Genomic DNA, 17,146 nt, shown 5'->3' on the forward strand with positions numbered 1-17,146 from the left:
CGGGTGGCTACAACTGCGCCCAGATGCTCTTGGTCTTGAGATAGGCGTCGATACCCTCGTAGCCGAATTCCTTGCCGATCCCGGACTGCTTGTACCCGCCGAAGGGCACATTGTGGTCGAACGTCAGCTGACAGTTCAGCCCGATCATGCCCGCCTGAAGGCGCTTGGCCAGGCTGTGCGCGCGGGCCAGATTGCTGGTCCACACCGTGCCGGCCAGCCCGTAGCTGGTGTCGTTGGCCATCGCGATGGCCTCGTCGTCCTCGTCGAAGGGCAGGATCGTGACGACGGGGCCGAAGATCTCCTCCCGGTAGAGGCGGCTGGTGGCCGGGTCGACACCGGTGATCACGGTGGGCTTGACGAAATAGCCCTTGCGGTCCAGTCGGTAGCCACCGGAGACGATTTCGTTGCCGTCGGACCGGCCCTGTTCGATGTAGCCGAGCACGCGGTCGAGTTGCTTCTGGCTGACCAGCGGGCTGATCATGGCGCCCTCGTCCTTGGGGCCGCCGAGCATGAGGTTGTCGCCGAGCATCGAGATGCCCTCGACCACCCGGTCGAAGACGCTGCGCTGCACGAATACTCGCGAGCCACACACGCAACCCTGGCCGGAGTGCACGAAGATGCCCATCGAGGCCATCAGGATGGCCATGTCCAGATCGGCGTCCTCATAGATCAGCACGGGCGACTTGCCGCCCAGTTCAAGGGTGACCTTCTTCAGATTGTCGGCCGAGTCGCGCATGATCTGCTTACCGACCTCGGTCGAGCCGGTGAACGCGACCTTCTCGACATCGGGATGGGCGGTGATGGCCGCGCCCGCGGTGGCGCCGTAGCCGATGACGAAGTTGGCCACGCCGTCGGGCACGCCGGCCTCCCGGATGAGCCGCTCCAGCAGCACCGCCGACAGTGGGGTCTCCTCGGCGGGTTTGACCACGATGCTGCACCCGGCGGCCAATGCCGGGGCGATCTTGGCGCAGGCGTTGAACAGCGGACCGTTCCACGGGTAGATCAGGCCGACGACGCCGTAGGGCTCCTTGGACGTGTAGGCGTGCAGATTGGAGAAGTTGCTGTTGACGCCGCCCTCCATCTGCACCTGGTAGCTGTTGCCGTTGAGCTTGGTGCACCAGCCTGCGTAGTACCGGAAGAACTCCGCACAGGTCGAGACGATCATCTCGGCCTGGAACGGTGGCATGCCGGCGTCCAGTGATTCCAGCGCGGCGAAATCCTTTGCGTGCGCGTCGATCAGGTCACCGAGCTTCCACAGCACCTTGGCGCGCTGCCGGGCCGGGATGTCGGTCCACACCCCGGACAGGTATGCGGCCTTGGCCTTGGCGACCGCGTCGTTGACCGCCTCCACACCGCAGTCGCGGAACTCGGTGATCTGCTCCTCGGTGGCGGGATCGATGACGGGGATGAGCTCGCCCGTGCCGGGCCGGTTCGCCAAATCGTCGAGGACGGACTGCAGCGCGGTGTCGGAGAACGTGGATGTCATCGGTGGCCCTTCGTCGCCGGAAATGCTGAGCACCTGCTTAGCATCGCGGACGGGGCGGGGTCAACACCCGGTCGAGCACGGCAGCTTCTTGATGCCATGGACGAACACGGAGCGCAGCAGGTCCGGCGGGGCGGTGGTGTGCAGGTCCGGGAACGCCGCGAGCAACTTGCCGAGTACCACCCGCATCTCCATCCGAGCCAGTCCGGCGCCGAGGCAGAAGTGCGGTCCGCCGGCGCCGAAGGCGACACCGTCTCCGGCGTTGGGCCGTGCGATGTCGAAACCGTCGGGATCGGTGAACACGGCGGGATCGTGGTTGGCCGCCAGGTACCACACGACCACCTTGTCGCCGGCCCCGATGGTGTGGGCGCCGAGCCTGGCGTCCACGGTGGCCGTGCGGCGCATGTGGAGCACCGGTGCGGACCAGCGCAGGATCTCGTCGATGGCGGCAGCCTGCAGGGTGTCGAAATCGGTTGCCAGTGCCCGCTTCTGATCCGGGTGCGTGCTCAGTAGGTGCATCGCCCAGGCCAGGCCGGTGCGGGTGGTGTCGTTGCCCGCGGCGGCCAGCAGCAGCACGAAGGACCCGAACTCCTGTGGCGTCAGGTGCTTTCCGTCGACCTCGGCGAGCATGAGTGCCGAGGTGATGTCGTCACCGGGGTTCCGTCTGCGGTCCTTGCCGAGTTCGATGGTGTAGCCGAAGAACTCGACGACCGCCGTCGCCGCGGTGCTCAGGTCGCTGACGTCCTCGTCGGTGGCACCGAGGATGAGATCGATGAGTTCACGCAGTCGCGGACGGTCGGCTGCCGGGATGGCCAGCAGATCCGAGATCACCTGGAACGGCAGATGCGCGCCGACGGTCTCGACGAATTCGAAGTCACGGGCATCCCGGATCGTCTCGATGATGCCGTCGGTGAGTTCGCCGACGTAAGCGGTCATCTGACGGATTGCGCGGGGGGCGAAGGCCACCTTGACCAGGTTGCGGTACCGCTGATGACGGGGGTCGTCCATCGCGATGATCGACCCCATCATCTCCAGCAGCTCCGGTGGCATGTCGTCGATCGAGAAGCCCGCCGTACTGCTGAACCGCTGCGGATCCCTGGTCACCGCGCGCACGGCGGAATGGGAGGTCACCGACCAGAATCCGCCGCCACCGGGCGCGTCGAGGTGCTCGATACCGCCACTGCGTTCGCGCAGCTCGGCGAAGTTGCGCAGCCGAGCGCTGACGTCGCCGTCCCAGAACGGGCTGAGCTCGGCCGGGTTCAGCTGACGAGATTCCATCCGCCCACTGTTACATACCTTTTAGTATGGACGGTAGGACTTCGATTTTCGGCCTCAGGAAGATGGCCGGCCGCGCCGTATCGCATAGAGTATCCAATCACCACGAAAGGGGGGTCGCGTGCCGACCAGAGCCGATATCGGGTCTTCGCCTCGCCGACGCGGCAGCAGGCAGGCCCAGGAGCCGCGTGCCGGATTCGTGCGCCCGAAGACCGCCCAGCAGGCCGTGGTCGAGGTATTGCGTAACGACATCACGTCCGGACGGCTGGCGCCGGGCACGCCCATCGTCCAAGAGGCGTTGGCCGAACAGCTCGGCATGTCGCGGATCCCGATCCGCGAGGCGCTGAAAAGTCTGGAGGCCGAGGAGTACGTCACCTACGAACCGCACAGTGGCTATCGCGTCGTGAAACTCGGGCTCGCGGAACTGACCGAGGTGTTCCGGTTGCGGAGTCTGCTGGAGGAAGAGCTCATCCGCGACGCGATGAGCACACCGGTCGCGCCGGAGATCATCGCCGAGATGCGTCTGCTGATGGCCGAGATGGATCGCGCGGTGGCCGATGACGACATGGTCGCCGTCGGCGTGGCGAATCGGCAGTTCCACTACCTGACCTTCGAGCAGAGCGAGCTGTCCCGCACCAAGCGGATCGTGAACCAGCTGTGGAACATGGCTGATCCATACCGCCCGCTGTATGCCGATCTACTGGATCTGGCGAAGGTGAACTGTGAGCACGTGTTGATGACCGAAGCGATGGCCGAGGGAGACGTCGACAGGGTGATCGCGCTCAATCATCAACACCGGTCGCATTCGATCGACCACCTCAGGCGGGTGCTCGGCGCCGAAGAGCAGCCGTCGGCGTGACGAGCGTGCGTGATCGGTTGGTGGAACTCGGTCTGTGCATCCCACCGGCACCGGCGCCCAAGGGGGCGTACTACCCGACGCGCTTGTATGGCGGTCAGTTGTGGGTGTCGGGTGCCACCGCGCGCACAAGCGCCGGGCCAGGTCTGGCGGGCCTTGTCGGGGGCCACGTGTCGGCCGCAGATGCCAAGGCGCAGGCCAGGATCGCGGGTCTCAACCTGCTCGGTGCGGTGGACGCCGCGGTCGGCCTGGAGCGGGTGAGCGCGCTGCTGCACCTGCGCGGTTACGTCCGGGCGGTGCCGGACTTCGCTGCCCAGCCCGGTGTCATCGACGGCGCGTCGGAGTTGTTCCTGGAGGTGTTCGGCGAACAGGTCGGCGCGCACGCGCGTACCGCGATCGGCGTGGCGTCGCTGCCCGGCGGGGCGTGTGTGGAGCTCGAACTTGTTGCGGCAGTATACGATTGATCGTTCCTCAGCGGTGGGCGTACACCGCCCGGCCGACGGCGATGCCCAGCGCGACACCGGCGAGCGCGGTGGCGCCGAGCTGGGCGAAGCCGGCCGGGACCGCGATGCGGGCCCGGGTTGCCGGCGCCGCACGAACGCGCAGGTCGGCCGGGGCGCCGCCGGTCGAGCCCGGTGCGGCGATCATCGTGTCGAGCCGGCTCACGAACTGTTTGATGATGCGGCCGCTCACCTGGGAGATGACCCCACTGCCAAATTGGGCGATGCGACCGCCGAGGTCCAGGTCGGTGGTGACCACCACCGCTGTTCGACCGGAATCCTCGTGAGCCGCGATGGAGATCGTCGCCTCGGCAGACCCCTGTCCCTTGCGGTCGCGGGCCGCGCCCCGCACCACCATCGTGTGCGCGCCGTCATCCTGACTGACCACTGTCCCCTTGCCCTGCAGGGTCAGCCCGACGGGTCCGACCTTCACCGCCACCTTGCCGTCGAAGTCGGCGCCGTCGATGGACTCGATTTCCGCACCGGGGATGCAGGACGCCATCCGGGGGATGTCGGTGAGTGCCGACCACGTCGAGTCCAGGGACGCATCGACGGTGAACTCGTTGACGAGTTGCATGGCTTTCTCCTCGGTGACCAGGGGGTTTCGATCCTGAGAACGGAATCTTGCAGTTACCCTGCGGGATGATTGGATCCGATATACAGTATCACCCAACGGACGGCCTGAGCAGGCCGATCACACCCCCGAAAAGCCGAAGAGAGGCCCTAAAAGGTGTTGAGTAAAGGTGTCGGACTCTTTCCCACCGAACCGGTCGGAACGATGTGCGACTACGTCCGGTTGAGTGAGGAACTCGGCTACGACAACGTGTGGTTCGGCGACTCGCAGAACATCTGGCGGGAATCGTCGACCGTGATGGGGGCGGCCGCGGTTGGTACCACGCGCATCATCTTCGGCACCGGCGTGACCAACGCGGTGACCCGCCACCAGTCGCTGCTGGCCTCGTCCTGGGCCACTCTGGCCGAATTTACCAGCGGCCGTGTGGCTTTGGGTATCGGCACCGGCGACTCGTCCTTGCGGACCATGGGGCTCAAGCCGCAGAAGCTCGCCGAACTCGAAGAGTCGATCACCGAGCTGCGCACCCTGTTTCGCGGGGAGAAGGCGGTGGAACCGACCAGCGGCGCCGAGTACCACCTGAATTACCTGACCGGGCCGGTGGACATCCCGATCTACATCGCCGCGTCGGCACCCAAGATCCTGCAGATGTCCGGGCGGATCGCCGACGGCGTGATCGTGCTGGTCGGCACCGCACCGCATTTCATCGAAGCCGCGCTGGCCACCATCGAGAAGGGTGCCAAGGAATCCGGGCGCACCCTCGACGATCTGCACATCGTGTTGTGGACCCCGACGGCCATCGGACCCGACCGCACCGAGGCGCGCGACCTGGTGCGCGCGCATGTCTCGCGGGTGGCCATCCGTCCGCTGCCGGCCCAGGTTGACCCGGCGCTGGAAGCGGCCATCGGTCGGATCCGAGAGTCCTATGACTACTACCACCACATGGATACCGAGGCCTCCCACGCCGACCTCGTTCCCGACGAGCTGGTGGACCTGTTCGCCCTCGCAGGTACCCCCGACGAGTGCGCGCAGCGGCTCAAGGAGATCGAATCCCTCGGCGTGAACCAGGTGTCGATCGTCCCGTTCGTCCGGCCCGGCCAGAGCAGGGAACCAACCATCCGTGCCTTCGCCGATATCGTCGCGGGTCTCTGAGTCCATGACCGTCGGCACATCTGCACAGCCCCCGGTGCGGTTCCCCGCGCCCGGTGCACCGGTGCCGGGCGCCCCGCCGCCATTGCACCGCGCCCTCACACCCGCCGACGGAATCGTGACCACCGCAACGCAACCCGTGCACCCTGCGGACGAGACCACGTTCGGTGACCGTGACGCGGGCGACGCCCGGCCGGTGCCGGGCAACCTCACCGCCGCGGCGGCGATGGCCGGCGTTGCCGTCGGGCTGGAGATCGCGCGCTGCCTCGGCCGCAGACAACGGCGGACCCGCCGCCACCGACCGCGGCACTAGCCGGCCGCACCATGAAAACCCCATCTGGACCCGAATTCACCCGAGAACCCACCTGGAGGTCGCCAATGTCCCTCGTCAAGAAGTGTGCTGCGGTAGGAATCGCAACCCTGCTCACCATCGGAACGGCGGCCTGCGCCGACGAGTCCGCCGCTCCCGAAGGGGGTGCCGGCACGAACACGCTGAGCATCTCGGCCACCGGCGTCGACAGCCTGCCCTTCATGGCGATCCTGCAGGTCGGTATCGACAAGGGCTGGTTCAAGGAGAAAGGCCTGGAGGTCGACCTGTTCTCCGGCGGCGGGGGCGGCAACACGATGCGCGTGGTCACCAGTGGCGACGCCGACCTGGCCATCGCCGGCAACACCTCGGTGCTGCTGGCTGCTCAGCAGCCCAGCTCGAATCTGACCGTCATCGCACCGTGGTTCCAGCTCAACGACTTCGCCTGGATCGCCCCGCCCGGACGGACCCTGGACAACGCGGTGCTCGGGTTCAGCTCGGCGGGTTCCTCCACCGAACTTCTGGTCAAGGCTCTCGAGCGTGACCTCGGGGTCCGCGCGCAGGCTGTCGGCGGCATGGGGGACAACTGGACCGCGGCCAAGGCCGACCAGATCACCGCCGGGTGGGCCATGCAACCCTTCATCGCCGCCAAGGAATCCGAGGAGAACGCCGAGGTCCTCGTCGAATCACGGGACATCCTCGGCGATCTGCCCGCCGACCTGGTGGCGGTGAACAACGACTACGCCGAGGCCAATCCGGACAACCTGCGGGCCTTCTTCGAGGTCGCCGACCGGCTCAACGAATGGCTGGTCGCCGACCCGGATGCGGCCGCAGCCGAGCTCGCGCCGCTGGTCGGGGTCACCGAAGAGGTGATGAAGGCGTCCTTCGAAGCCACCCCGGACCTGGCGAAGGGGTATTCGCTGACCGTCGACAAGGACGGCCTGACAAATCTTTCCGAGCTGATGGTGGGCGCCGGGCAGATTACCGAACCGGTCGACTGGGCCACCGTTTTGGATCAGCAGTACCTGCCCGAGGACGCCCGCGCAACCTTCTGACAGGCCGTACCGGCACCGACGACCCCGCACGATCGGAGAAGAGCACATGACGCCGCAAGGCATTGAGATGAACAACGTTTCGGTTGTCTTCGACAGCCCGTCGGGCACGGTCACGGCCGTCAAGTCCGTCACCGAACACGTCCCGCACGCCAGCTTCGTATCGATCGTCGGGCCCAGTGGTTGTGGTAAATCGACACTGCTGGCGGTCATCTCGGGGCTGCAGAAGGCCTCCTCGGGCACCGTGCGCGTGGCGGGCAAACCCGTCACCGGTCCGGACCCCAAGATCGGCGTGGTGTTCCAGGAGGATTCCACGCTGCCGTGGCGGACGGTGGAGGAGAACGTCCGGTTCGCGATGCAGATGATCGGGGTGGACAAGGGCGAGCAGCGCAAGCGGGCCAAGGACGCCATCGACCTGGTCGGCTTGGCCGGTTTCGAGAAGTCCTATCCGTCACAGCTTTCCGGCGGGATGCGGCAGCGCGTGGCACTGGCCCGCACGTTGGCCGTGCAGCCCGAGGTGGTGCTGATGGACGAGCCCTTCGCAGCACTCGATCAGCAGACCCGGTTGTTCCTGGGCGCGGAGGTGCGTCAGATCTGGGCGCGCACCAACCAGACCATCGTGTTCGTCACCCACGACATCTCCGAGGCGATCCTGCTGTCCCAGCAGGTCTGGGTGATGTCCTACCGGCCGGGCACCATCATCGACGTCGTCGACATCGATCTACCCGAGACCCGCGACGCGGGCGTGGTCTCGACACCGGAGTTCAACGAATTGCACAATCGGATCTGGGGCTCCCTGCAGGCCGAATCGATGCGCGGGTTCAAGCAACAAGAGGCTGCCACGACATGACGACCTCCTACCTGGCCGAGGGCGATCTGCCGGCCGAGACGCTGCCGTCGCACCAGCCGACACCCACGCCGACCAGGCGCAGGCTCGGCAAGGGTGCGGTCAGTGCGCTGGCCACCACCGGTCTGGTGGTGCTGTTCTTCGTGATCTGCGAACTCGGCGCCCGCACCGGACTGTGGGATGACAGCATCCTGCCCGCTCCCACAACCATTCTCACCGAACTGGGTAACCAGATGGTGCTGCCTCAGTTCTGGGAGGACGCCCGCCGTACCGGTATCGAGGTCGCCGTCTCCCTGGTGTTCGGAGCCCTGCTGGGGCTCGGCGCCGGACTGCTGTTCTGGAAGCTGCCGTACGTCGGCCGGATCTTCGAACCGTATCTGGTGTCCTTTTACGCCGTGCCTCTCGTGCTGTTCTACCCGGTGATGATCGTGCTGGTCGGTATCAATGCCACCTCGGTCATCATCCTGGCCACGATCATGGCGGCAATACCCATGGCGCTCAACACCACCGTGGGTCTCAAGGGCATGCGCCCGGTCTACATGAAACTGGCCCGCTCGCTGAACGCCTCACCGCGCCAGGTGTTGTTCTCGGTCGCCATCCCGGCCGCTGGGCCGTTCATCGTCGCGGGTCTGCGGCTGGCCGTGGTGTACGCGCTCATCGGCACCATCGCCATGGAGTTCACCACCGCACAGGCCGGGCTGGGCTACCGGATCCGCTATCTCTACGAGACGTTCGACAACATCGCGATGTTCGCCTACATCGTGGTCGTGCTGATGCTGTCGTGTCTGCTCACCGTCCTGCTGGCACTGGTCGAGCGGGTGCTACTGCGAGGGAGAACACAGTGACATCGACCCTGACCACACCGGGTGTACCCGCCCCGGAGACCCGCCCACCGCGCCGGCTGCGCTCCTTCTTCGAGGGTCAGCTCTTCGGGTCCATCGCGCTGGCCGCCCTGATGGTCGTCATCTGGGAAGTGGTGTCCGGCCTCACCTTCGTCATCCCGTCGCCGGCCGCCACCTTCGCGGTCCTGGTGTCGAACCTGACCGACCCGAGCTATCTGTTCGACATGCAGGTGACCGCGCAGGCCGTGGTGCTGGCGTTCGCCATCGGCACCGCCATCGGCGGATCGCTGGGCCTGCTGCTCGGGCTGTCGGAGAAGCTGCGGCTGATCTTCGAGCCGCTGCTCATCATGCTCAACGGCATCCCCAAGATCGTGCTGTACCCGATTCTGCTGCCGATCTTCTCGCTGTCAGGATCCAAGGTGGTCATGGGTGTGCTGTTCGCGCTCTTCCCGGTGCTGATCAACGTGTCCACCGGTGTCCAGGAGATCCCACGGGTGTACTGGAAGCTGGCCAGGTCGGTGCAGGCCAACGCCTGGCAGCGGTTGGTACACATCATCTTTCCGGCGATCCGGCGCCCGCTGCTGACCGGTATCCGGCTGGCCGTCAGCCTCGCCGTCGTCGGTGTGGTGCTCTCGGAGTTCTTCGCGACCCGTCGCGGGCTGGGCAGAGTGGTGCTGCAGTCCTACAGCCACGGCGAGTATCCGTCCATGGTGGCCACCATCCTGCTGTTGATCACCGTGTCGTTCGCGATATCGATCGCACTGTGGCAGTGGGAGAAGCGGATACATTGAGCGCGCACGAACCGGCCGCCGGCTACATCGGGCAGTCCGTTCCGCGGCGTGAGGACGAACGCCTGCTGGCCGGACGTGGCCGCTTCCTCGCCGACCACGCCGATGGTGCCCACCACGTCGTCTTCCTGCGGTCGACCGAACCCCATGCGCTGATCGAGTCGATCGATGCCTCCCGGGCCCGGCGGATGCCGGGGGTCCTCGGCGTCTGGACGGCCACCGATCTGGGCATCGCCGGTGTCCCGATACCGCTGTTGACCCGCCCGGAAGCCGACTTCAGCGCCGCCACGGACTGCGTGCTGGCCGAGCAACGGCTGCCGATCCTGGCCGACGAACGGGTGCACTACATCGGGCAACCGATCGCGGTCGTCGTGGCCGAGGACCGCTACCGCGCCGAGGATGCGCTGGAGGCCATCGAGATCGGCTACACCCCGCTGCCGGTGGTGACAGATGCCGAAGCCGCACTCGACGTCGACAGCCCGGTGCTCTTCGAGCATCTGGACAGCAATGAGGCGGCCCGCCTGACCTACGCCTTCGGCGATCCCGGCGCCGCGTGGTCCGGCGCCCACCGGGTCGTCGAGGGCACCTACCGGATGGGCCGCCACGGAGCGGTGCCGCTGGAGTGCCGCGGGGTGCGCGCCGAATATGACCCGCGCCGTGGGCAACTCGAACTCGTCACCTCCACCCAGGTGCCGCACATGGTGCGCAAGGCGATCTGCGGGGTGACCGGGTGGCCGTCCCGGGAGGTCAAGGTCGTGGTCCCCGATGTGGGCGGCGGCTTCGGCACCAAGGCCAACGTGTACAGCGAGGAGATCGTGCTCGCCGTGCTGGCCCGCCGCACCGGTCACCGGTTGATCTGGGTGGAGGACCGCCAGGAGCACCTCGCAGCCAGCGCACAGGGCCGCGACCAGCTACACCGCACGCGGCTCGCGGTGGACCGGGACGGCCGGATCCTGGCCTGGGAGGACGACTTCGTCGTCGACATCGGGGCAGGCAGCCTGTGGGTGGCCGGGATCGTCGCCAACACCGCCATCCACCTGCTCGGGCCCTACCGCGTCCCGGCCGCCAGGATCTCGGGCCGCGCGGCGCTGACCAACAAGACCCTGGTGGCGCAATATCGTGGGGCAGGCCGGCCCGAGGCCACCTTCGCCTTCGAGCGCACCCTCGACGCCGCCGCCCGGGAGCTGGGCCTGAGCAGCGCCGAGATCCGCCGCCGAAACCTGTTGACTCGCAACGATCTGCCCTACGCGCGGCCCATCCCGTACCGCGACGGCGTGCCGATCTGCTATGACGGGGCCGACTACCTGGCCTGCCTGGACGCCGTGACCGAGGCGCTCCCGCCCTCTGATGTGGACGCCCTCGAGGCCGAGTACCCGGACCACCGGGTCGGATACGGCCTGTCGAGTTACCTGGAGGCCACCGGGCGCGGACCGCACGAGACCGCCCGGATCCGATTGCTGCCCGAGGGTGGGTTGGAGGTCACCGCCGGGGCCGCCAGCGCGGGGCAGGCCCACGAGACCGTCTTCGCGCAGGTTGCCGCCGATGCGCTGCACGTGCCACTGGACATGGTGCGCTACGTGCCCGCCGACACCGAGCGGTTACCCGAAGGGGTTGGCACGTTCGCCAGTCGCTCGGCCATCCTGGCGGGCTCGGCCATCCACCAGGCGGCCGGTGATCTCATCGAAATGGCCTGCGCGCGTGCCGCGTCGGTGCTCGGTTCAACCGTGCCCGCCGACTACGCCGACGGCCTGTTCACCGTCGGCGACCGCAGCCTGGGATGGGCGGAGCTGGCCGGGTCGCAGGCGGTGGGGGGAAGCCAGGAAGGCGGCGGTGCCATCGACGTCACGGCCGTCTTCCGTCCCACTACCGTCACCTGGACCATGGGTGTGCACGCGGTCATCCTCGGTGTGCACCGGCGGACCGGCATCGTGACCGTGCTGCGGTACGCGGTGGCCCACGAGGGTGGGCGCGAGATCAACCCCAAGGTGGTGGAGGGCCAGATCGTGGGCGGCGTCGCCCAGGGTGTCGGCGGTGCGCTGTTCGAACAGTGGAACTATTCACCCGCCGGACATCCGCTGTCGACGACGTTCGCGGCCTACCACCTGCCACTGTCCACCGACGTGCCGCGGGTCGCGGTGCGCCACCTGCACGTCGACACCCCGGTCAACCCGATAGGGGTCCGCGGGGCGGGTGAGAGTGGCACCATCGCGGTGTACGCAGCGGTGGCCTCCGCCGTGGACGACGCGGTGGGCGGGGGATTCCACGTGGCCGGCACGCCGATCGACACCGGCGCGCTGTGGCGCGCGATGCACGCACCGCGGGCGGTCGCGTGAAGCCGGCCGAATTCGACTACGCGCGCCCTGGTTCGGTGGCCGAGGCTTTGGACATGCTGGCCCGCCACCCCGATGCCAAGCTGTTGGCCGGCGGACAGTCGTTGCTGACGTTGATGAACCTCCGGCTGGCGCGGCCGGCGGTGTTGATCGACATCGGTGGCCTCACCGAACTGACCCGGATCTTCGATGACACCGGAGACCTCATCCTCGGGGCCCTCGTCACGCACCGCACGGTCGAGACCGATCCGCTGATCGCGGCCCGCGCACCGCTGCTGGCCGACGCGGCGAGCTATATCGGGCACATCGGCATCCGTAATCGGGGCACCATCGGCGGATCGATCGCCCATGCCGACCCGGCCGCCGAGATGCCGCTGGCCGCGGTGGCGCTCGGGGCCACCTGTCACGTCGAATCGCTGCGCCGGGGACGACGGACGGTGGCCGCACAGGACATGTTCGTCTCCTTCTACACCAATGCGCTGGAACCCGACGAGATGCTGACCTGGATCTCGATACCGGCGATCGGTCCCGACCAGGGCTGGGGATTCGTCGAATACGCGCACCAGCACGGTGATTACGGACTGGCCGGTGCCGGTGTGGTGCTCCGGCTCGGCGACGACGGCCGGGTCCGGGAGATCCGGGCCGCGGTGCTCAATGCCGCCGACCGCCCCGTGTTGTTCACCGGCGGTGCCGCCGTGGGCGAACATCCAGGCCCCGCGCTGTGGGAGCACGTGGCCGCCGGGTGGGTGGCCGAGACCGAACCTGCGGCCGATGACGAGGCCTACGCGCGCCACCTGTGCGCGGCGGCGCTGATCGAGGCGATGACCGCGGCCCAGCACCGGGCTTCCGAGCGATTCGAGGAGTCGACAGCACAGTGGTAGTGAACACAGCGACGAATGTGGTGATCTCGGTGACCGTCAACGGTCAGGTGTTCGAACGCGCCGTGCCGGCCCGGCTGATGCTGGCCGACTTCCTGCGTGACGAAATCGGCTTGACCGGAACCCATCTCGGGTGTGAACACGGTGTCTGTGGTGCCTGCTCGGTGTTCATCGACGGCGCCAGCGCGCGGGCCTGCCTGACGTTGGCGGTCCAGGTGGACGGGCGCACCGTGACCACGGTGGAGGGGCTCGACGAATACGAGGAGGCACCGCGCCTGCGGGAGTGCTTCGCCCGGCAACGTGGGTTGCAATGCGGTTTCTGTACGCCGGGCATCCTGGTGACCGCCGTCGAGCTGTTGCGCGATACCGACCGGGAGAAGCCGCTGACCGAGCACGGCGTGCGGGAAGCGCTGTCGGGCAACATCTGCCGGTGCACGGGCTATCAGGGCATCGTCGACGCGGTCCTGGAGGCCGCCGAGGTACGCGAGTAGCCCCGATTGCCCACCGCGCGTGAGCTGTACCGGTCGACGGGTTCGCCGGCCTGGGGGATTTCGCTGTGGCTGGCCGTCGCGCTGGGTGCGGTGTTCGTGGTGTGTGACGCCCTGGGGCGGTCTGCTTCCGGTGCGGCGATCGCCCTGGGAGTGGTGCTGACCGCGGTGCCGGGAATCCCGGCGGCCGTCGACGAGGCCGTCAAGGTGATCGGCGTGCGCACCGCGGCGGTCGGACTGGGGACCGTGACGGTGCTCGCCTGCAACGGCAATGAGCTGCTGTTGTCCTGTGCCACCGTGCTTTCCGCGATGCTCGGAGCGGTGGTGCCGCGGCTGGGGCCGACCGCTGCGCTGACGGTGGTGCTGGTGGCCATGCACATGGAGCGGACGGCGGGATCACCCGCGGCGTTGTACCTGGTCGGCTCCGCGGTGGTGTCCGTGGCGGCCGCGGCCCACATCGGCGTCACCGCCATCGGCAAATCCCGCGCCCCGTCGGTACCCGCACGGTCGTCTGCACTGCCGACGTGGGGTCATGTGGCCGGACTCGGTACTGCGGTGGCGGCAGCGACCGCGGCCGCCGCGGCGGTGCCCGATGACGTGATCGGCGCCCACTGGTTGGTCACCGGTGTGGTGCTCTCCATCCAGGGCGACACCACCGCCACAGGCATCCGGCTGGCGCAACGGTTGTCGGGCAATCTGATCGGCGCGGTGCTGGCGGCGGCGATCCTGGCGGCCACCCCGGCCCAACCGGTCGTCATCGCGCTCATCATCGTGCTGTTCCTGCTGGCGATGGCGCTGCGCCCGGTCAACTACACGTGGTGGGCCGTCACCGGCCCGCCGGTATTACTGCTCACCAGCGAGTATCCGGCCATCTTCCCCTGGTACGAGGGCGGGGTCCGGCTACTGATGAACATCGCGGGCGCCGGCATCGTGGCCGTGGTGATCTTCGGGCCGCCCTGGGCCGCAGGGATGCTCAGGCCGGCGCGGCGACGGTGAACCCCAGGTGTTGCGATACCTCGTCGAGGGAGCGTTGCCGTTGCTCGGCATAGAGTCGGTACGGATCGGCGACCGGGACGCCGAGGATGTCCGACATCCAGTCGATGCTGCGATCGGCGCCGGCGACCGAGGTGTCCTTGCGGCCCTGCGAGGACAGGTTGGACTGGAAGATCCCGGCCGCCGAGCGGGGCAGGAAATCCTCGTACACGATCGGATGCGGTACCAGCCAACCGGCTCCGAGGAGGCTGGGCAGATCCCGGCCGGCGGGCTCACGCCGGTCCGCTTCGGGTGCCACGCTGAAGGTGAAGTAGGCCAGATCGCGCAGGGCCAGCTCGCGATAGGAGGTGGGCAGGTTTTCGCACCACACCTGCTGGGCGATATCGGGCCGGGCGGCATCGGGCTGCGCAGCGCACCGGGCGTCGACCTCGGCCATCATCGTGTCGTAGAGGTCACGCCCCGACCTAGTCAGCGCCACCCCGCGGGCCTCGACCTCACCGAACCGGACTCGCAGCGAATCGGTGTGCACCGTGCCATCGTCGGCACGGAAGCGACGCGGTTCGGCGAGTGCCTTGAACGATGTCTGGCGCAGCAGGACATCAGGACCCGCCCAGCGCGGCGGGCCCTGGATGGCATCAATCATCGTGATACCGCGTGCAGCCATGCGCTGGTAGAGGTCGTCGATGTCCAGTACCCGCGGGGTGAGGTGGTTGATATGGGTGGTGCTCACCCCACCGATGTCGGCGGCGACCGAGGAGATGGCGTCGAGTTCGGCATACCACGATCGGTCCACCGGATCGTCGGACAGCTCGAATGCGGCGGTCGCCAGCCCGATGAAGCGGTCGGCTTCCGAGCGCGGCAGGCACCCGTCGGATCGTGCCCGCGCCCCCAGGGCAACGAGCTCATCGGTGAAAAGCACGCGTGCGTCCAGGAACTCGGCAAGCCGCGCGGTGATGTCCGGGGAGAAGAAGCGGCGATCGTCGATGACGAGCATCGAGGTGAACACCCGGAAGGGGTTGAGCGCCAATTCTTCCGGATCGACCGGCCGGAATGCGGTGGAGACCACCGGGACCGCGCTGGCCGCCGCGTCGCGCAGGTCGTAGAAGCCGACCGGATGCATGCCGAAGCCGCCGAAGATGGTGGCGACCTGACGCATCTCCGCAGGCGTGCCGACCCGGATCGCGCCATGCCGTTCCTCGGCCACTCTGCCTGCGCTACCCAGGGTTTCGGCATCGGCACCATTGCGGGCGAGCACATCGTGGTTGACCTGGGCGGCTACCTCGACGAGGTCGAGGTAGGCGGGCACCTCGGCGCCGTACATCCGGGACAGCGACCGGGCGAACTCGGCCCGCATCTCCCATGAGCTGACGACGGACATCGGCGCGTCCTCCTCGTAGTTTCGACGGCGCAATCGGCACCATCGCTGTATCGTATACTGGATCCAATCGATAGAAAAGTGGGAACATGGCAACGCTTCTCGTCACCGATATCGGTCTGCTCGTTCCGGGAGACCGCTCCCGGGAACCGCTGCGCGACACCAGTTTGGTGGTGGAGGACGGCATCATCACCGGCATCGGCGCCGAGCATCCCCACCCCGATCGGGTGCTGTCGGCCGGCGGTCTCACCGTCATCCCCGGCCTCGTCGACGGCCACATCCATCCCACCTTCGGGGAGTGGACTCCGGCGCAGAACGCGGTGGGCTGGTTCCACAACTACCTGCACGGTGGGTCGACGTCGATGGTCTCGGCGGGTGAACTGCACATTCCCGGTCTGGACTTCACCGCGCTGACACCGGAACTGGTGTTGAGCATCGCGATCACGTCCAAGCACACCACCGGGCGGATGCGCCCGTCCGGGATCAAGGTGAACGCCGGCACCGTGCTGCTGGTGCCCGGGATGACCGAAGACCACTTCGACCGCGCCCGGCGTGAGGGCATCGACCAACTGAAGTTCATCTTCTACGACTGGAACCGGTTGGGAGACGGCGAAGCTCAGCGGTACATGTCGTGGGCACACGAGCGGGGCATGACCGTCAAGATGCACTCCGGCGGCGTCTCGCGGTCCGGGTCCAGCAGGGTCGCCGGCCGCGATGTCGTCACGGCGGTGCGTCCCGACATCGTCGGCCACATCTCGGGCGGGCCCATCCCGGCACCCGACGCCGATATCGTCGCGATCATCGAGGAGCTGCCCGAGGCGAAGCTCGAGGTGTGTAGTTCGATGAACTACCGGGCGACCAAACTCGTTGTCGACGAGCTCGTCTCGCGCAATCAGATCGATCGGTTGACGTTGGGCACCGATACACCGGGCGGTACCGGGGTGATCCCGCGCGGGATGCTGCGCAACATCTGCTTCCTGTCATCGGTGTGCGGACTGGACCCCGCGACCGCCGTCGCGGCGGGCACGGGTCAGACGGCTGCCGCGCACGGCCTCGACACCGGAGTACTCGCGGTCGGCAGGCCCGCCGACTTCGTGGTGCTGGGGCCGATCACCGGGTCGACGGCCCGCGACGGACTGGAATGCTTTGCCCTCGGCGACCTTCCGGGCATCGCAGCGGTGGTCGTGGACGGGGTCGCCCTGGTCGAGAGCCGCAGTGAGCAGACGCCACCACCGTCCCGTCAGGTGACCTGGCACGGTGGCGCACCCCAGCCCGCGGTGCCGGCCCCTGCCCCCATCCGCAGTGGCTGCTGCTGATGGAACTGAAACTGGGCTTTAAGGCGTCGGCGGAGCAGTTTGCGCCTCGGGAGTTGGTCGAACTTGCTGTTGCTGCCGAGGAACACGGTATGGACA

18 protein-coding genes are annotated in these 17,146 nt (G+C 67.6%); 14 read left to right on the forward strand and 4 right to left on the reverse strand.

Annotated features, from left to right (window positions below):
- Positions 1–7: 7 nt before the first annotated feature.
- Both BST17_RS24640 and BST17_RS24645 read right to left on the reverse strand, forming a co-directional pair.
- On the reverse strand, positions 8–1,486 hold the full coding sequence (locus BST17_RS24640; protein ID WP_083061532.1) for an aldehyde dehydrogenase family protein: 1,479 nt from the start codon (positions 1,484–1,486) through the stop codon (positions 8–10).
- 60 nt (positions 1,487–1,546) lie between these two features.
- The gene (locus BST17_RS24645; protein ID WP_083061533.1) at positions 1,547–2,761 is read right to left on the reverse strand and encodes a cytochrome P450; all 1,215 of its coding nucleotides are present in this window, start codon (positions 2,759–2,761) and stop codon (positions 1,547–1,549) included.
- Positions 2,762–2,879: 118 nt separating this feature from the next.
- On the opposite strand from BST17_RS24645, the gene BST17_RS24650 reads away from it, so the two are divergent.
- Entirely contained in the window at positions 2,880–3,617 is a 738-nt protein-coding gene (locus BST17_RS24650) for a GntR family transcriptional regulator (RefSeq protein ID WP_083061534.1), read from the forward strand.
- Complete coding sequence (locus BST17_RS24655) at positions 3,614–4,078, forward strand: RidA family protein (protein WP_083061535.1); 465 nt, start codon at positions 3,614–3,616, stop codon at positions 4,076–4,078. The genes BST17_RS24650 and BST17_RS24655 overlap by 4 nt, the downstream gene beginning before the upstream one ends.
- 7 nt (positions 4,079–4,085) lie before the next feature.
- On the opposite strand, the gene BST17_RS24660 is transcribed toward BST17_RS24655, so the two are convergent.
- Positions 4,086–4,691 (reverse strand): SRPBCC family protein, encoded by a 606-nt coding sequence (locus BST17_RS24660; RefSeq protein WP_083061536.1) that lies wholly within the window; start codon positions 4,689–4,691, stop codon positions 4,086–4,088.
- A gap of 201 nt (positions 4,692–4,892) precedes the next feature.
- Between BST17_RS24660 and BST17_RS24665 the strand changes: the two genes are divergently transcribed.
- The 10 genes from BST17_RS24665 (at position 4,893) to BST17_RS24710 (ending at position 14,362) form a co-directional block, all read left to right on the forward strand.
- Complete coding sequence (locus tag BST17_RS24665; protein ID WP_083061537.1) at positions 4,893–5,837, forward strand: LLM class flavin-dependent oxidoreductase; 945 nt, start codon at positions 4,893–4,895, stop codon at positions 5,835–5,837.
- 4 nt (positions 5,838–5,841) lie between these two features.
- Positions 5,842–6,147 carry a hypothetical protein gene (locus BST17_RS24670; RefSeq protein ID WP_083061538.1) on the forward strand — a complete coding sequence of 102 codons (306 nt, stop codon included), beginning with the start codon at positions 5,842–5,844 and terminating at the stop codon, positions 6,145–6,147.
- A gap of 65 nt (positions 6,148–6,212) precedes the next feature.
- On the forward strand, positions 6,213–7,196 hold the full coding sequence (locus tag BST17_RS24675; protein ID WP_083061539.1) for an ABC transporter substrate-binding protein: 984 nt from the start codon (positions 6,213–6,215) through the stop codon (positions 7,194–7,196).
- Positions 7,197–7,263: 67 nt separating this feature from the next.
- A complete protein-coding gene (locus BST17_RS24680) occupies positions 7,264–8,043 on the forward strand; it encodes an ABC transporter ATP-binding protein (protein ID WP_407937767.1) in 780 nt (259 codons plus the stop codon).
- Complete coding sequence (locus BST17_RS24685) at positions 8,040–8,885, forward strand: ABC transporter permease (protein WP_083061541.1); 846 nt, start codon at positions 8,040–8,042, stop codon at positions 8,883–8,885. The genes BST17_RS24680 and BST17_RS24685 overlap by 4 nt, the downstream gene beginning before the upstream one ends.
- Entirely contained in the window at positions 8,882–9,673 is a 792-nt protein-coding gene (locus BST17_RS24690) for an ABC transporter permease (protein ID WP_234807809.1), read from the forward strand. The genes BST17_RS24685 and BST17_RS24690 overlap by 4 nt, the downstream gene beginning before the upstream one ends.
- Complete coding sequence (locus tag BST17_RS24695) at positions 9,670–12,003, forward strand: xanthine dehydrogenase family protein molybdopterin-binding subunit (protein ID WP_083061542.1); 2,334 nt, start codon at positions 9,670–9,672, stop codon at positions 12,001–12,003. The genes BST17_RS24690 and BST17_RS24695 overlap by 4 nt, the downstream gene beginning before the upstream one ends.
- Entirely contained in the window at positions 12,000–12,881 is an 882-nt protein-coding gene (locus BST17_RS24700) for an FAD binding domain-containing protein (protein WP_083061552.1), read from the forward strand. Before BST17_RS24695 ends, BST17_RS24700 begins: the two co-directional genes overlap by 4 nt.
- Positions 12,881–13,369: a (2Fe-2S)-binding protein gene (locus BST17_RS24705; RefSeq protein WP_083061543.1), complete on the forward strand. Its 489-nt coding sequence runs from the start codon at positions 12,881–12,883 to the stop codon at positions 13,367–13,369. Before BST17_RS24700 ends, BST17_RS24705 begins: the two co-directional genes overlap by 1 nt.
- Before the next feature lie 6 nt (positions 13,370–13,375).
- Entirely contained in the window at positions 13,376–14,362 is a 987-nt protein-coding gene (locus BST17_RS24710) for an FUSC family protein (protein ID WP_083061544.1), read from the forward strand.
- Here BST17_RS24710 and hglS read toward each other — a convergent pair.
- The gene (gene hglS, locus BST17_RS24715; protein ID WP_083061545.1) at positions 14,340–15,737 is read right to left on the reverse strand and encodes a 2-oxoadipate dioxygenase/decarboxylase; all 1,398 of its coding nucleotides are present in this window, start codon (positions 15,735–15,737) and stop codon (positions 14,340–14,342) included. The two genes, BST17_RS24710 and hglS, sit on opposite strands and share 23 nt — an antisense overlap.
- Before the next feature lie 86 nt (positions 15,738–15,823).
- Between hglS and BST17_RS24720 the strand changes: the two genes are divergently transcribed.
- Together BST17_RS24720 and BST17_RS29750 are read left to right on the forward strand one after the other, a co-directional pair.
- Positions 15,824–17,050 carry an amidohydrolase family protein gene (locus BST17_RS24720; protein WP_083061546.1) on the forward strand — a complete coding sequence of 409 codons (1,227 nt, stop codon included), beginning with the start codon at positions 15,824–15,826 and terminating at the stop codon, positions 17,048–17,050.
- Positions 17,047–17,146: hypothetical protein (locus BST17_RS29750; RefSeq protein ID WP_234807810.1), on the forward strand; the 100-nt coding region annotated here is incomplete at its 3' end. The genes BST17_RS24720 and BST17_RS29750, both read left to right, overlap by 4 nt.

It is taken from the genome of Mycolicibacterium bacteremicum (assembly GCF_002086115.1).
GTDB classification, from domain to species: domain Bacteria; phylum Actinomycetota; class Actinomycetes; order Mycobacteriales; family Mycobacteriaceae; genus Mycobacterium; species Mycobacterium bacteremicum.

Bases quoted from the DNA above. Each gene is read 5' to 3' on its own strand.
- BST17_RS24640 (WP_083061532.1), bottom strand. From the start codon at position 1,486: ATGACATCCACGTTCTCCGACACCGCGCTGCAGTCCGTCCTCGACGAT.
- BST17_RS24645 (WP_083061533.1), bottom strand. From the start codon at position 2,761: ATGGAATCTCGTCAGCTGAACCCGGCCGAGCTCAGCCCGTTCTGGGAC.
- BST17_RS24660 (WP_083061536.1), bottom strand. From the start codon at position 4,691: ATGCAACTCGTCAACGAGTTCACCGTCGATGCGTCCCTGGACTCGACG.
- BST17_RS24665 (WP_083061537.1), top strand. From the start codon at position 4,893: ATGTGCGACTACGTCCGGTTGAGTGAGGAACTCGGCTACGACAACGTG.
- BST17_RS24670 (WP_083061538.1), top strand. From the start codon at position 5,842: ATGACCGTCGGCACATCTGCACAGCCCCCGGTGCGGTTCCCCGCGCCC.
- BST17_RS24675 (WP_083061539.1), top strand. From the start codon at position 6,213: ATGTCCCTCGTCAAGAAGTGTGCTGCGGTAGGAATCGCAACCCTGCTC.
- BST17_RS24680 (WP_407937767.1), top strand. From the start codon at position 7,264: ATGAACAACGTTTCGGTTGTCTTCGACAGCCCGTCGGGCACGGTCACG.
- BST17_RS24685 (WP_083061541.1), top strand. From the start codon at position 8,040: ATGACGACCTCCTACCTGGCCGAGGGCGATCTGCCGGCCGAGACGCTG.
- hglS (WP_083061545.1), bottom strand. From the start codon at position 15,737: ATGTCCGTCGTCAGCTCATGGGAGATGCGGGCCGAGTTCGCCCGGTCG.
- BST17_RS24720 (WP_083061546.1), top strand. From the start codon at position 15,824: ATGGCAACGCTTCTCGTCACCGATATCGGTCTGCTCGTTCCGGGAGAC.